Raw genomic sequence first — 13,308 nt, 5'->3', positions numbered from 1 at the left:
CACGGGACGGCACGGAGTATCACGCCATGAACGCCGAGGAACGCGCCGTCAGGGAACTGCTCCACAGCACCGTCGACGGCGTCGTACGCCGCAGCGCCCGACGGGTCCCCGACCGCACCGCGCTCAGATACGCCGACCGGACGTGGACGTACGCCGCACTCGACGCCGCCGTCTCGACCGCCGCCGCGACCCTGCGCGACGGCCACGGGCTCCAGGACGGCGACCGCGTCGCCACCTACGGGCACAACTCGGACGCCTATCTGATCGCCTTCCTCGCCTGCGCGCGGGCCGGGCTCGTCCATGTCCCGGTCAACCAGCACCTCACCGGTGACGATCTCGCGTACATCCTGGAGCAGTCGGGGAGCGCCCTCGTGCTCACCGACCCGGCGCTCGCCGGCCGCGTCCCGCCGGGCACCGCCGTCCGTACGCTGCGCGACAGCGACGACTCACTGCTCGCCGCGCTGGCCGACCCGCGGCCGTACGACCCCGACCGCGACTCCGACGACCTGGCACAACTGCTCTACACCTCGGGCACCACCGCCCTGCCCAAGGGCGCGATGATGACGCACCGGGCGCTGGTGCACGAGTACGCCAGCGCCATCGACGCGCTCGACCTGCGGGAGAGCGACCGGCCCGTCCACTCGCTGCCGCTCTACCACTCGGCGCAGATGCATGTGTTCCTGCTGCCGTATCTGGCGGTGGGAGCGGAGAACATCATTCTCGACGGGCCCGACCCGACGGCCGTCTTCGACCTCGTGGAGGCGGGGCGCGCGGACAGTCTCTTCGCGCCGCCCACCGTGTGGATCGCCCTCTCCGGCCATCCGGACTTCGCCACCCGTGAACTCGGCGGACTGCGCAAGGCGTACTACGGAGCCTCGATCATGCCGGTGCCCGTGCTCGAGCGGCTGCGTGAACGGCTGCCGTCGCTGGCCTTCTACAACTGTTTCGGGCAGAGCGAGATCGGGCCGCTGGCCACCGTCCTTGGTCCCGACGAGCACGAGGGCCGACTGGACTCCTGCGGGCGCCCGGTGCGCTTCGTGGAGGCGCGGGTCGTGGACGAGGCCGGCCAGGAGGTCCCCGACGGGACGGCGGGCGAGGTCGTCTACCGCTCCCCGCAGCTCTGCGCCGGCTACTGGCACAAGCCCGAGGAGACGGCGGACGCCTTCCGCGACGGCTGGTTCCACTCCGGCGACCTCGCCGTGCGTGACGCCGACGGCTTCTACACGGTGGTCGACCGGGTGAAGGACGTCATCAACTCCGGTGGGGTGCTGGTCGCCTCGCGCCAGGTCGAGGACGCGCTGTACACGCATCCGGGCGTCGCCGAGACCGCGGTCATCGGTCTGCCGGACGACCGGTGGATCGAGGCGGTCACGGCGGTGGTCGTGCCGCGCGGCGAGGTCACCGAGGCCGAACTCCTCGACCACGCGCGGGAGAAGCTCGCCCACTTCAAGGCACCGAAGAAGGTGCTGTTCCTGACCGAGCTGCCGCGCAACGCGAGCGGCAAGATCCTCAAGCGCGAGCTGCGGGACCGGTTCGCGGGCTGACGGCCACCGGAGCCGCCGGCCGGTCGCTTCCGTCGCCCGGCCGGTCGCTCACGTCGTCCGCGCGCACGGCGTCCTGAGGTCACGGCGTCCTGAGGTCCACGATCCGCTTGATCTTGCCCACCGACCGCTCCAGTGTCTCCGGGTCCACCACCTCGACCCCCACCGAGACCCCGATCCCGTCCTTCACGGCCGTCGCGATCGCCCGCGCCGCGGCGTCACGCTCCTCGGGCGTCGCCCCTGTCCGCGCCTCCGCCCGTACGGTCAGGGCGTCCATCCGGCCGTCGCGGGTGAGCCGCAGCTGGAAGTGCGGGGCGACGCCCGCCGTACGCAGCACGATCTCCTCGATCTGGGTCGGGAACAGATTCACCCCGCGCAGGATCACCATGTCGTCGGTGCGCCCGGTGACCTTCTCCATCCGCCGGAACACCCGCGCCGTGCCCGGCAGCAGCCGCGTCAGATCACGCGTGCGGTAGCGGATCACCGGCATCGCCTCTTTGGTGAGGGAGGTGAAGACCAGCTCGCCCTCCTCGCCCTCCGGCAGCACCTCACCGGTGAACGGGTCGACGATCTCCGGATAGAAGTGGTCCTCCCAGATGTGCAGCCCGTCCTTCGTCTCGACGCACTCCTGCGCCACGCCGGGGCCCATCACCTCGGAGAGCCCGTATATGTCCACGGCGTCGATCGCGAACCGTTCCTCGATCTCGCGCCGCATCTCCTGCGTCCACGGCTCGGCCCCGAAGATGCCGACCTTCAGGGACGTCGTACGGGGATCGACGCCCTGGCGCTCGAACTCGTCGAGCAACGTCAGCATGTACGACGGCGTCACCATGATGATCTCGGGCCGGAAGTCCGTGATCAGCTGGACCTGTCGCGCGGTCATGCCGCCGGACGCCGGGATGACGGTGCAGCCGAGCCGTTCCGCCCCGTAGTGCGCGCCCAGACCGCCGGTGAACAGGCCGTATCCGTACGCCACATGGACCTTGTGGCCGGGCCGGCCGCCGGCCGCCCGGATGGAGCGGGCCACCACGTCCGCCCAGTTGTCCAGATCCCCCTGTGTGTAGCCGACGACGGTCGGGCGGCCCGTGGTGCCGCTGGACGCGTGGATACGCCGGACGTCCTTCTGCTCGACGGCGAACATCCCGAAGGGATAGTTGTCCCGCAGGTCGGTCTTGGCGGTGAAGGGGAAGCGGGCGAGGTCGGCGAGCGAGTGGCAGTCGTCCGGCCGCAGCCCGGCGGCGTCGAAGGACTCACGGTAGAACGGCACCTTCTCGTACGCGTGCCGCAGCGTCGCCCGCAGCCGCGTGAGCTGCAACGCTTCGAGCTCGTCCCGGCCGAGCAGTTCCCCGGCGTCCAGCTGAACCGTCATGGCTGACTCTCCGACTCTTCCGTACCAACGGGTCGATCCACCGAAGAACCGGGCAGCGCACCGGACGGCCATTCCGGACGACCGATCATTCGGTTGATCCTCTTCCCGCCCAGTAATCCAGCCCTCCGGACGGGCGTCAAGGCTCAAGGCGCTTCCGGGATCCGGGGAGCCCCCCGACCAGTCCGCCGACCGGCCCGCCGACCTGTCCGCCCGCCTGTCCGACCGGCGGCCCGCGGCGTCGCCCGCCGCTCCGCCCGTCCCGAGTGGCGGCGGACCTGGTCGAACGTCTGTCCGGCAGGCTGTCCGGGCCCCAACCGGCCCCCGTTCCAAGGGGGTTGGGGACGGCCCGTGCAGCGGCCTGTCGGGGACCGGAAACGATCGATAGGCTGGCCCCGGACGACGAACCGGGAGGAGCGGGACGTGGCTGAGAGCACCACCACCCAGCAGCCGTTGGCGGGCTGGGACAAGCCGGAGCTGGACCTGAGCAAGGCAGACTGGCGTTCGAGCAGTCAGGGCACGGGGGACGTCCAGATCGCCTTCGTCGAGGGATTCATCGCGATGCGCAACGGCGGCAAGCCGGAGAACCCCTCGCTGATCTTCAGCCCCGCGGAGTGGCGGGCCTTCGTACTCAACGCCCGGGACGGGGAGTTCGACCTCACCTGACCGCGCCCCGCGTCCCACCCCCGGCAGCTCCCAGGGTGCCGCGTCGCCGGGGTCCCGCGGAGACGTACCATGGCCGCATGTCCTTCCTCCGCCGCCGCAGCGCCGCCACACCCGCGGGCCCGGACTTCGACGTCCTGGCCATGGACCCGGGGGACTGGCCCGGCAATCTGGGCGCCGGCCTGCTGCCCGCCCCCGACGGCAGTTGTCAGGGCGTCTTCCTGCGGTACGACCTGTTCGGCGGACGCGGTCCGGCGATGATCATCGGCAATCTGCCCGAGGGATCACCGGCCCGCGAGCTGGAGGAGGGGCAGATCCCCTTCGAGGTGGCGCAGCTGCTGATCGCCCTGGAGAACGAGGAGCAGGTCGACGTCGTCAGTACGGAGGACGTGCCGGTGATGCAGGGGGACAACCTGCTGATCGTCCGCCGGCTGAAGCTCTCCGAAAGCCGCATCGCCTGCGTGCAGTTCGACCGCAGCGACAATGTCCTCGTCACCATCGCCAGCTGGGACCGGCCGATCACCGATGATCTCTACGCGCTGCTGAAGCCGCTGCCCGCGGAGCTGTTCCAGCAGGGCTGAGCCGGACCCGTACCTCGCGGACCGGGCCCGAAGGCGGGCCGAGGGCGGACCGACGACTTCACGCCATCACCTCGCGGCAGGAAAATTGACTGCCGCGAGGTTTTGTCATGTGCCTTGCCAATTCAGTCATCGGACTTTTAACGTCTGCCGCATGACTCAGGGCATCACCCGCAGAACCACGATGAAGTCCGCACTCGGCGTAACCAGTGCTCTCGCGCTGGGTGTTCCTGCTCTGGCCGGTAGGGCCGTAGCCGCCGACCCCTCCGATGAATTGACGCTCTGGTACACGAAGCCCGCAGCCGACTGGGAGCGCGAAAGCCTGCCCATCGGCAGTGGCGCGCTCGGCGCCGGCATCTACGGAACGCTCGCCTCCGAGCGACTGGTCCTCAACGAGAAGACCCTGTGGACCGGCGGACCCGGCGCGCCGGACTACGACCACGGCAACTGGACCAGCCCGCGGCCCGGTGTGCTGCGCGCGGTGCAGGACCGTATCGACGCCGAAGGATCCATGACCCCCGAGGCCGTCGCGGCCGAGCTGGGCCAGCCCAAGCACAACTTCGGTTCGTACAACGTCTTCGGCGATCTGCTGATCGACGTCCCCGGTGCGCCCGGTGGCCCCGACTCCTCCTACCGGCGCGCGCTGGACATCCGTACGGCACTGGCCTCCGTCTCGTACGCGCACCAAGGCGCCACATACACACGGGAGTTCTTCGCCTCCCACCCCGGCAAGGTCGTCGCGGGCCGGTTCGCCGCCGACCAGCCGGGCAAGATCGGCTTCACCCTCCGCTACACCTCCCCCCGCAACGACTTCACGGCCACCGCGAGCGGCGACCGTCTCACCATCAAGGGCAAGCTCCAGAACAACGGGCTGCTCTTCGAGGGCCAGATCCGCGTACGTACCCAGGGCGGCACCGTCACCGCCGGGAACGGCACCCTCACCGTCAGCGGCGCCGACAGCGCCTGGTTCGTCCTCGCCGCCGGCACCGACTACGCCGACACCTATCCCGACTACCGCACCGACGACCCCCACGGCGCGGTCACCGACGCCGTCGACCGGGCGGCCGGGCGCAGCTACGAGGACCTGCGCACCGAGCATGTGAGCGACTACCAGGGGCTGTTCGACCGGGTGTCGCTCGACATCGGCCAGGCGCTGCCCGACCTGCCGACCGACCAGCTGCTCGCCCGGTACACCGATGGCACGAGCGCCGCCGACAAGGCGCTCGAAGCGCTGTACTTCCAGTACGGCCGCTATCTGCTCATCGCCTCCTCACGGGCCGGGTCGCTGCCGGCGAACCTCCAGGGTGTGTGGAACAACGTCACCAACCCGCCCTGGGACGCGGACTACCACGTCAACATCAACCTCCAGATGAACTACTGGCTCGCCGAGGTCACCAACCTCGCCGAGACCACCGTGCCGTACGACCGCTACGTCGACTCGATGCGCGCACCGGGCCGCGTCACCGCGCGGGAGATCTTCGAGACGGCCGGCTGGGTGGTGAACAACGAGACCAATCCGTACGGCTTCACGGGCCTGCACCAGTACCCGCAGTCGTTCTGGTTCCCGGAGGCCGGCGCCTGGCTCACCCAGCAGATGTACGACCACTACCGGTTCAACGCCTCGACGGACTATCTGCGCTCCACCGCGTTCCCGGTGATGAAGGAGACCGCCCAGTTCTGGCTCGGCTTCCTGCGGACCGACCCGCGCGACGGCAAGCTCGTCGTCACCCCCAGCTACTCGCCCGAGAACGGTGACTTCACGGCGGGCGCGGCGATGTCGCAGCAGATCGTGTACGACCTGTTCACCAACACGCTGGAGGCGTCGGAGACCCTGGGCGACGACCCCCGGTTCCGCCGGGAGCTCCGGCTGGCGCTGCGCGACCTCGACCACGGACTGCGTATCGGGTCGTGGGGACAGCTCCAGGAGTGGAAGGAGGACCTGGACGACCCGAACAACGACCACCGGCATGTCTCGCACCTCTTCGGCCTGCATCCGGGCCGGCAGATCGAGGTCGGCACCGAATGGGCCGAGGCCGCCAAGGTCTCGCTGACCGCGCGCGGTGACGGCGGCACGGGCTGGAGCAAGGCCTGGAAGATCAACTTCTGGGCGCGGCTGCGCGACGGCAACCACGCGCACAAGATGCTCACCGAGCAGCTCAAGAGCTCCACGCTGCCGAACCTCTGGGACACGCACCCGCCGTTCCAGATCGACGGCAACTTCGGCGCCTCGTCCGGTGTCGCCGAGATGCTGCTCCAGAGCCAGCACGGACCGATCGAGGTCCTGCCGGCCCTGCCCTCCTCCTGGCCCGACGGCTCGGTCACCGGGCTGCGCGCACGTGGCGGCGCCACCCTGGACATCACCTGGGCGGCGGGGAAGGCGAGCCGGATCGTCCTCACGGCGAGCCGCACCGGCGACGTGACCCTGCGCAGCACCCTGCTGCCCGGCGGTGAGCAGAAGTTCCGCGCCACCGCCGGACAGGTGTACGAATTCACAGCGGGCCGCGGCCGGCACTGACGGCACGCGGTACGAGGGGGCGTCTTCTCGAAGACACCCCCTGAGGGTCTCGTCCGGGCAGCGGCGGCAGCCCGGACGGGACCCTGCCGTGTTCCGGCGACCGCGCGCCGCTGCGGATCCGGGCCCGGTCCCGCACCATGGAAACAGGTCCGGGGTGCTCCATACCGGCCGTTCGCCGGTGTCGGACCTCCGCCGAGCGAAGGGGCAGCATGGACAGTAACGATCTGACGCCCGAGGTCCTGCGGAGACTGCGCAAGCCGCGCCCTTATCCGGCGGTGTCCCTGACCGTCCCCACGCATCGGCGCGAGCCCCGCAACGACGGGGACCCGGTACGGCTGCGCAACGCCCACGCCGAGGCCCTGCACCGGGTGGACGCCGACCCGGAGATCCCGAAGGCGGCCCGGCTCGCCGTCCGTACGCAGCTCGACCGGGCGATGGCCGACGTGGACCTGCGCCACAAGCAGGACGGACTGCTGATCCTCGCCGACGCCGACGAGCACCAGGTCTGGTACCTGCCTCGCGAGACGCCCGAGTCGGTCGTCGTCAGCGACACCTATCTCACCCGGAACCTGGTGGCGGCCACCGCCCAGACGCCCCACTACTGGGTGCTGAACGTGGCCGCCGACCGCGCCACGCTGTGGAGCGGCGTCGGTGACGCCCTGCACGAGCACCGCGCGGACGGCTTCCCGATGACACCGCCCGAGGAGACGTGGGACGTCGAGCGTGAGGAGCGGATCGGCGACACCCCGAGCACCTTCACCGACGAGGAGACCCGTAAGTTCCTGCGGTCCGTGGACGACGCCTTCACCGCCGTGCTCGCCGCCCGCCCGCGCCCGTTCCATCTGGTGGGCGTCGCCCCCGCGCTCGCCCTGCTGGAGGACGCGGGCAGCACCGCCAGGGCGGCGGCGGGCCGGCTGGCCAAGGGCGGTCTCACGGACGGCCCCGCCCATGTGCTGTGGAAGGCGGTCCAGCCCGTCGTCAGACAGCACGCGCGGAGCGAGGAGACGGAGACCATGGCCCGGCTCGACGACGCGAAGGGCAGACGCACCTTCGCCGCCGGACTGGACGAGGTGTGGGAGGCGGTACGCGAGAGGCGGGCCGGTCTGGTCGCGGTGGAGGAGCACTTCCAGCGGTCCGCCCGGGTCAGCGAGGGGCATCTGATCCTCGTCGACGGTGACGACGGCGCCGCCCTGGGCCGAGACGTGCAGGACGACATCGTCGACGAACTGGTCGAGTCGGCGCTGGACGGCGGCGCCGAGGTGGTGTTCCTGGACGACGACGTGCTCGCCGGGCACCACCGGATAGCGGCGGTGCTGCGCTACTGACCCACGGCCCCGCGCCCCGCGCGGAGAAAGACCGAGGCGCCACCGGCCCCCCACAGGCCGGTGGCGCCCGTCGCCCTACGAGGGCCGCGTCTCAGCGGCCCGAGGGCAGTACTCGGACATCGGACGCCTTCACATAGGCGACCCGGTGCCCGAACTGGATCTCGTAGTACTCCTGTGTGCCGCTCACCACGCGGTGACCCGCCGTGAGATACGTCGGTGCGAAGTAGTACGCGCCCGGCACCCGGTCACCGACCACGTACTTCTGACCCGCGAGCAGCTTGTACGGGAACGGTGAGATCGCCTGCACCGGGATGTCCGCCGGGTACGCGGAGGCCTCCGGGTAGGCCCTGCCGTACACCGGCACCTCCGCGAGACCGGCCTTCGGCGTCAGCACCCGCGTCTCGGCGCTCACGGCGGTGGGCGCCGTGCGCGGATTGTGGAACCAGGCCTTCTGCCCGAGGTACCAGATCGCCGTCCAGTCGCCCTCGCGCCCGGCGACCGCGTACTGCTGGCCCGTCGACGCCCGTGCCCCGAGGTCGTTGACGCCGGTCGTGGAGTCCCCGCCGTCCGGCCGCAGACCGATGTCCTTGACCAGCGGCGCGGCGGCGTCCGGCGCGGTGTGCAGCCGCACCGCCCCCGAGCCGTGCGGCGCGCACGCCTGACCGGCCGTCACACAGCCCGTGTAGGGAGGCTGGTTCGACGCGTAGTCGGGACGGATCGTCACCGCTCCCGCGCCGCGCCCGCCGGCCGCCTTGAACGGCTTGCCCAGCAGCTCGAAGTAGTGCGCCCAGTCCCAGTAGGGACCCGGGTCGGTGTGCATCCCGGCGATGGTCGCGGCGGTCGTGCCGGGCACGTTGTCGTGCCCGATGATGTGCTGCCGGTCCAGCGGGATGTCGTAGCGGTCGGCGAGATACCGGACCAGCCGCGACGACGTCCGGTACATCGCCTCGGTGTACCAGGCGTCGGGGGAGACCAGGAACCCCTCGTGCTCCAGGCCCACCGAGGTCGCGTTGACGTACCAGTTGCCCGCGTGCCAGCCGACGTCCTTCAGCGGGACGTGCTGCGCGATGTGCCCGTCGGACGAGCGCAGCGAGTAGTGCCAGGAGACATACGTCGGGTCCTGGACGAGTTGGAGCGTGGTGTCCCAGGTCGCCTCGGTGTCATGGATGACGATCGAGTCGATGGACGGCGAGCCGGCCTTGGGGCGCTGCGCCTTGTCGTGGTTGCCGTAGTCGCCCTCGCCGAACTCCTCGTAAGGCGCCGGGATCCACTCGCAGGCCACGGTGCGCGGGCACTCCGTCTTCCCCGCGTCTGCCTTGCGCAGTCCGAGCTTCGGCAGCTGCGAGGTGTCGGGGGCGAGGCCCGGTGTGGCGGGCAGCGCCACCCGCTGTCCGCTGTCGGTCGTACGCGCCTGGCCGTCACGGATCACCGCGTAGACGTCGTTCGCGTACGTCGCGGCGGTGGCGGAGTCGTCGGCGCCGGAGAAACGGGCGACAGCGGCGTACCAGTCGGCGGGGTCGGCGCTCAGCGGCCCGCCGAGCGCCCGCTGGGCCTCGGCCAGCAGGGCCGCGCCGCCGTGGATGTTGGCGGCCGGGTCCAGCCGGAGGCTCTCGGCGGACCGGCCGGTGAGCTTCGCGGCCCGGTCCACGGTGCGCAGCCGCGCCGGGAGTTCGGAGTTCTCGGGGACGACGGCCTCGCGGACCGCGTCCGGCGCGCCGGTCCGCACCGCGCGGGAGGTGTCGCCCCGGGCGTCCTCCGTGCCGTGCGAGTGGTGGGGCGCCTCGGCGATGGCGGTCCTGGCGTCGGTGAGGTGCATGGGGCCGTAGCCCCCGGTCACGCTGGCGGCGCCGCTGTGGGTGTCCCACCGCGACTGGAGATAGGAGACGCCGAGCAGGACGGCGCGCGGTACGTCGTACCGGTCGGCCGCCGCGGCGAAGTCGCCCTGGAGGGAGCCGGCGACGGGCTGTTCGGCGGTGGCGGAGGGAGCGGCCGACACCAGCGACAGCAGCAGGGCGGCCGAGCCGACGGCGCCCGCCGCGCGCGCGGCGCGTCCGCGACCGGATCTGACGGGTGTGGGGGCGGAACCTTGCATGCGGTCTCCAGTGGCATGGTGCGCGAAGCGCCCGCGGGGCCGTACCGGGCAGGTGAGAGGTCGTACGGCGAGCGGAGTACAGGGCAGGGATACAGGGGTATCGGCTGGAGGGCGATCCGTCAATCAGGCGTAAGGGCAAGGATTTCCCACGTCAGCGCGCGTGTCGCGGGCTTTTGCGGCGTTTCCCCGGGTGGCAGGCCACGGGCCTGCGGCGCGTCAGTGGTGTGAACCAATGAGCGAACTCGGCCGACCTGGAACGATGTTGGTCCGACCTTGACGATTCTTGAACATGACGATCCGTCAGCCGCGTCGGCCCGGCGCTCACGACGTGATGTCGCACGCCAGTTGCCGGTCCACCTGCGCCGGCGACAGGGCGTGCTCGATCGCGAGGATCCCCGCGCCGAACGCCGCCGCGTTCTGGCCCGTACGGCTCGGCTCGATCCGCAGCACATGCGTGGCCAGCGGATGCGACCGCCGGTACACCGCCTCCCGTACGCCCGCGAGCAACTGGTCGTGCACGGCGGCCAGCGCGCCGCCGAGCACCACCGTGTCGGGGTTGAAGAAGTTGACCAGCCCCGCCAGTACCTCGCCGACCGCGCGGCCCGCCTCGCGCACCATGCGCAGCGCGTCCCTGTTGCCGGACTTCACCAGCCGTACGACATCGCTGCCCGACGCGGCGTCGAGTCCGAGCCCGGCCAGCTTCGCCGCGATGGCGGCGCCGCCCGCCACCGCCTCGAGACAGCCGAAGTTCCCGCACCGGCAGGCGTCCTCCTGCTCGCTGACCTTGATGTGCCCGATGTCGCCCGCGCTGCCCTGCGCCCCCCGGTGCAGTCTGCCGTCGGCGACGATGCCGCAGCCGATGCCCGTGCCCACCTTGATGTAGAGCAGGAAGCGGGTGTCGGGGAACGCCCGCCGCTGCTCGGCCAGGGCCATCACATTCACGTCGTTGTCGACGAGCGCCCGCGCGCCGAAGCGCGAGGCGAAGAACTCGGGGATCGGATACTGGTGCCAGCCCGGCATGATCGGCGGATCGACGGGCCGCCCCGTCGAGAACTCGACCGGCCCCGGCACCCCCACCCCGATGGACCGCAGCGTGCGCGGATCGCGCTCGGACCTCTTCAGCAGGGTGTGCAGCGTGCGCTCCACATGGCGCAGTACGGAATCGGGCCCGTCCCCGATCGACAGCGGATCCTCCTGGGTGGCCAGGGTCGTACCGCCGATGTCCATCAGGGCCACCCGGCAGTGCGAGGCGCCGAGGTCCACACCGGCCACCGCGTGCTCGCGGGTACGCAGCCGCAGCCGGCGCGGCGGCCTGCCGCCCGTCGAGCCGCCGGCCTCCGGCCCCGACTCGTCGACGAAGCCGTGTGCGATGAGCGCGTCCACCCGCTGGGAGACCGTGGAGCGGGCGAGCCCCGTCAGCCGGGAGAGATCCGCGCGGGTCGCGGCGGCTCCGGAACTGATCAGCGTGAGCACTTCGCCCGGGGTGTGGGAGACGGCGGAACTGCTGTGATCCGGCAGCGCAGACATGGCATCACCTTAGGGACGACTTTCGCTGCTCACAAGACACGGTTGATTCGCCGATCGACCAAAGTCCAGGCCAACTCCGTTGAAATGAACGGCGCTTGGACCCTTGACAGGTCAAAGCCCAGTCACGACATTGCACAGCAGACCGCGACCGAGGAGCCATCGAGGAGCCAGGGGATGCTGACGATGCAGGGCGTGTCCAAGAGCTTTCTCGGGGTGCGTGTGCTCCATGACGTGGGACTCGATCTTCAACCCGGCGAAGTCCACGCCCTGGTGGGCGAGAACGGCGCGGGGAAATCCACTCTGATGAAGGTCCTGGCCGGCGAACACGCCCCCGACACCGGCACGATCACGCTCGACGGAACGGCGCACACCTTCAGCCATCCCGGCCAGGCGCAGGCCGCCGGGATCGGCATCATCCACCAGGAGTTCGCGCTCCTGGCCCACCGCACCGTCGCCGAGAACGTGTTCCTCGGCCGGGAGCCGACCCGCTACGGCCTCGTCGACCGCGCGGCCATGGAGCGGCGCACCGCCGAGCTCCTCGCCGAGATAGACGAGACGGGCATCACGCCGCGCACGCTGGTGCGGGACCTGTCCGTCGCACGGCAGCAGACCGTCGAGATCGTGAAGGCGCTCGCCTCCGACGTGCGTGTGCTTGTCATGGACGAGCCAACCGCACCCCTCGCCGACCACGAGGTCGCCCTTCTGTCGGCCCTGGTACGCCGGCTGACCGCGCGCGGACTCGGCATCCTGTACATCTCGCACCGGCTGGGCGAGGTCTTCGACCTCTCGCGGCGTATCACCGTCCTCAAGGACGGCCGCCGTGTCACCACCGTGCACACCGCCGACACCACCCCGGACGACATCGTCCGCGCGATGGTCGGCCGCGACCTCACCGCGTACTACCCGCCGCGCGCGACCCACATCGAGATCGGCGAGGTACGGCTCACCGTCACCGGCGGCGGCAACTCCCGCGTCAGGGACATCGATCTGACACTGCGCGCCGGCGAGGTCGTCGGCATCGCGGGCCTCCAGGGCGCGGGGCGTACGTCACTGGCCCGCGCCCTGTTCGGCGCCGCGCCCTTCACCACCGGCACCATGACCGTCGGCGGGAAACCGCTGCGGCCGTCGAGGCCGCGCCAGGCCATCCGCGCGGGCATCGCCCTGGTCACCGAGGACCGCAAGACCGAGGGGCTGGCCCTGCGCCAGTCGGTACGCGACAACGCGCTGCTGGTCACCCGCGCCGTCGCCGTACGCGGCAGACCCCCGGCGGGCCGCGAGGTCACCGCGCTCCTGAGCCGTGTACGGCTCCAGTCGCGCGGCGAGGACCAGCAGGCCCAGTTCCTGTCCGGCGGCAACCAGCAGAAGGTCGTCATCGCCAAGTGGCTCGCGGCCGGTCCACGGGTACTGCTCTTCGACGAGCCCACGCGCGGCGTCGACGTCGGAGCCAAGGCGGCCATCCACACCCTCGTACGCGAACTCGCCCGCGAGGGACTGGCCGTGCTGATCATCTCCTCCGAACTGCCCGAGCTGATCGGGATGAGCGACCGCATCCATGTGATGTCCGACGGGCGGCTCGTGGGCGAGGTGCCCGCCGGGGCGACGGAGGAGAGCATCATGCGCCTCGCGACGGCCGGGGCCCGGCGCCCGTCCGACGCGCCCGGTGCCCGACGGGAGGGCGCCGCGTGACCACCGTCGAATCCG

9 protein-coding genes are annotated in these 13,308 nt (G+C 71.1%); 6 read left to right on the top strand and 3 right to left on the bottom strand.

Translation table 11 applies throughout. The annotated features are described in order from the left end of the window. Positions 1-26: 26 nt before the first annotated feature. Positions 27-1,544 carry an acyl-CoA synthetase gene (locus tag ACFYNU_RS07110; protein ID WP_356584966.1) on the top strand — a complete coding sequence of 506 codons (1,518 nt, stop codon included), beginning with the start codon at positions 27-29 and terminating at the stop codon, positions 1,542-1,544. A 79-nt stretch (positions 1,545-1,623) separates the two neighbouring features. On the opposite strand, the gene paaK is transcribed toward ACFYNU_RS07110, so the two are convergent. After that, positions 1,624-2,910, bottom strand: a complete 1,287-nt coding sequence (gene paaK / locus ACFYNU_RS07105; protein ID WP_356584965.1) for a phenylacetate--CoA ligase PaaK — start codon at positions 2,908-2,910, stop codon at positions 1,624-1,626. 420 nt (positions 2,911-3,330) lie between these two features. Here paaK and ACFYNU_RS07100 point away from each other — a divergent pair, with 420 nt between their 5' ends. From ACFYNU_RS07100 to ACFYNU_RS07085, 4 genes are all read left to right on the top strand, one after another. Next, positions 3,331-3,573, top strand: a complete 243-nt coding sequence (locus ACFYNU_RS07100; RefSeq protein ID WP_023543626.1) for a DUF397 domain-containing protein — start codon at positions 3,331-3,333, stop codon at positions 3,571-3,573. A gap of 77 nt (positions 3,574-3,650) precedes the next feature. Beyond that, positions 3,651-4,151, top strand: a complete 501-nt coding sequence (locus ACFYNU_RS07095) for a hypothetical protein (protein ID WP_356584964.1) — start codon at positions 3,651-3,653, stop codon at positions 4,149-4,151. A gap of 181 nt (positions 4,152-4,332) precedes the next feature. Next, positions 4,333-6,663, top strand: coding sequence for a glycoside hydrolase family 95 protein (locus tag ACFYNU_RS07090; protein WP_356585157.1), 2,331 nt, complete (start codon positions 4,333-4,335; stop codon positions 6,661-6,663). 209 nt (positions 6,664-6,872) lie between these two features. Next, complete coding sequence (locus tag ACFYNU_RS07085) at positions 6,873-7,988, top strand: chemotaxis protein (RefSeq protein ID WP_356584963.1); 1,116 nt, start codon at positions 6,873-6,875, stop codon at positions 7,986-7,988. Between the two features lie 91 nt (positions 7,989-8,079). On the opposite strand, the gene ACFYNU_RS07080 is transcribed toward ACFYNU_RS07085, so the two are convergent. After that, complete coding sequence (locus ACFYNU_RS07080) at positions 8,080-10,080, bottom strand: peptidoglycan recognition family protein (RefSeq protein ID WP_356584962.1); 2,001 nt, start codon at positions 10,078-10,080, stop codon at positions 8,080-8,082. Between the two features lie 321 nt (positions 10,081-10,401). Further along, positions 10,402-11,607 (bottom strand): ROK family transcriptional regulator, encoded by a 1,206-nt coding sequence (locus ACFYNU_RS07075; protein WP_356584961.1) that lies wholly within the window; start codon positions 11,605-11,607, stop codon positions 10,402-10,404. Between the two features lie 174 nt (positions 11,608-11,781). On the opposite strand from ACFYNU_RS07075, the gene ACFYNU_RS07070 reads away from it, so the two are divergent. Next, on the top strand, positions 11,782-13,293 hold the full coding sequence (locus tag ACFYNU_RS07070; protein ID WP_356584960.1) for a sugar ABC transporter ATP-binding protein: 1,512 nt from the start codon (positions 11,782-11,784) through the stop codon (positions 13,291-13,293). Positions 13,294-13,308 lie beyond the last annotated feature (15 nt).

The sequence above is a fragment of the Streptomyces sp. NPDC006643 genome (assembly GCF_042870175.1).
Taxonomy (GTDB): domain Bacteria; phylum Actinomycetota; class Actinomycetes; order Streptomycetales; family Streptomycetaceae; genus Streptomyces.
The sequence above is the reverse complement of the archived record's forward strand: the minus strand, read 5'-3'. Positions and strand labels throughout refer to the sequence as shown.

What these genes read in the sequence shown, in the direction of transcription:
- ACFYNU_RS07080 (WP_356584962.1), bottom strand. Translation starts at nt 10,080, where the DNA reads ATGCAAGGTTCCGCCCCCACACCCGTCAGATCCGGTCGCGGACGCGCC.
- ACFYNU_RS07110 (WP_356584966.1), top strand. Translation starts at nt 27, where the DNA reads ATGAACGCCGAGGAACGCGCCGTCAGGGAACTGCTCCACAGCACCGTC.
- ACFYNU_RS07095 (WP_356584964.1), top strand. Translation starts at nt 3,651, where the DNA reads ATGTCCTTCCTCCGCCGCCGCAGCGCCGCCACACCCGCGGGCCCGGAC.
- ACFYNU_RS07085 (WP_356584963.1), top strand. Translation starts at nt 6,873, where the DNA reads ATGGACAGTAACGATCTGACGCCCGAGGTCCTGCGGAGACTGCGCAAG.
- ACFYNU_RS07070 (WP_356584960.1), top strand. Translation starts at nt 11,782, where the DNA reads ATGCTGACGATGCAGGGCGTGTCCAAGAGCTTTCTCGGGGTGCGTGTG.
- paaK (WP_356584965.1), bottom strand. Translation starts at nt 2,910, where the DNA reads ATGACGGTTCAGCTGGACGCCGGGGAACTGCTCGGCCGGGACGAGCTC.
- ACFYNU_RS07090 (WP_356585157.1), top strand. Translation starts at nt 4,333, where the DNA reads ATGAAGTCCGCACTCGGCGTAACCAGTGCTCTCGCGCTGGGTGTTCCT.
- ACFYNU_RS07075 (WP_356584961.1), bottom strand. Translation starts at nt 11,607, where the DNA reads ATGTCTGCGCTGCCGGATCACAGCAGTTCCGCCGTCTCCCACACCCCG.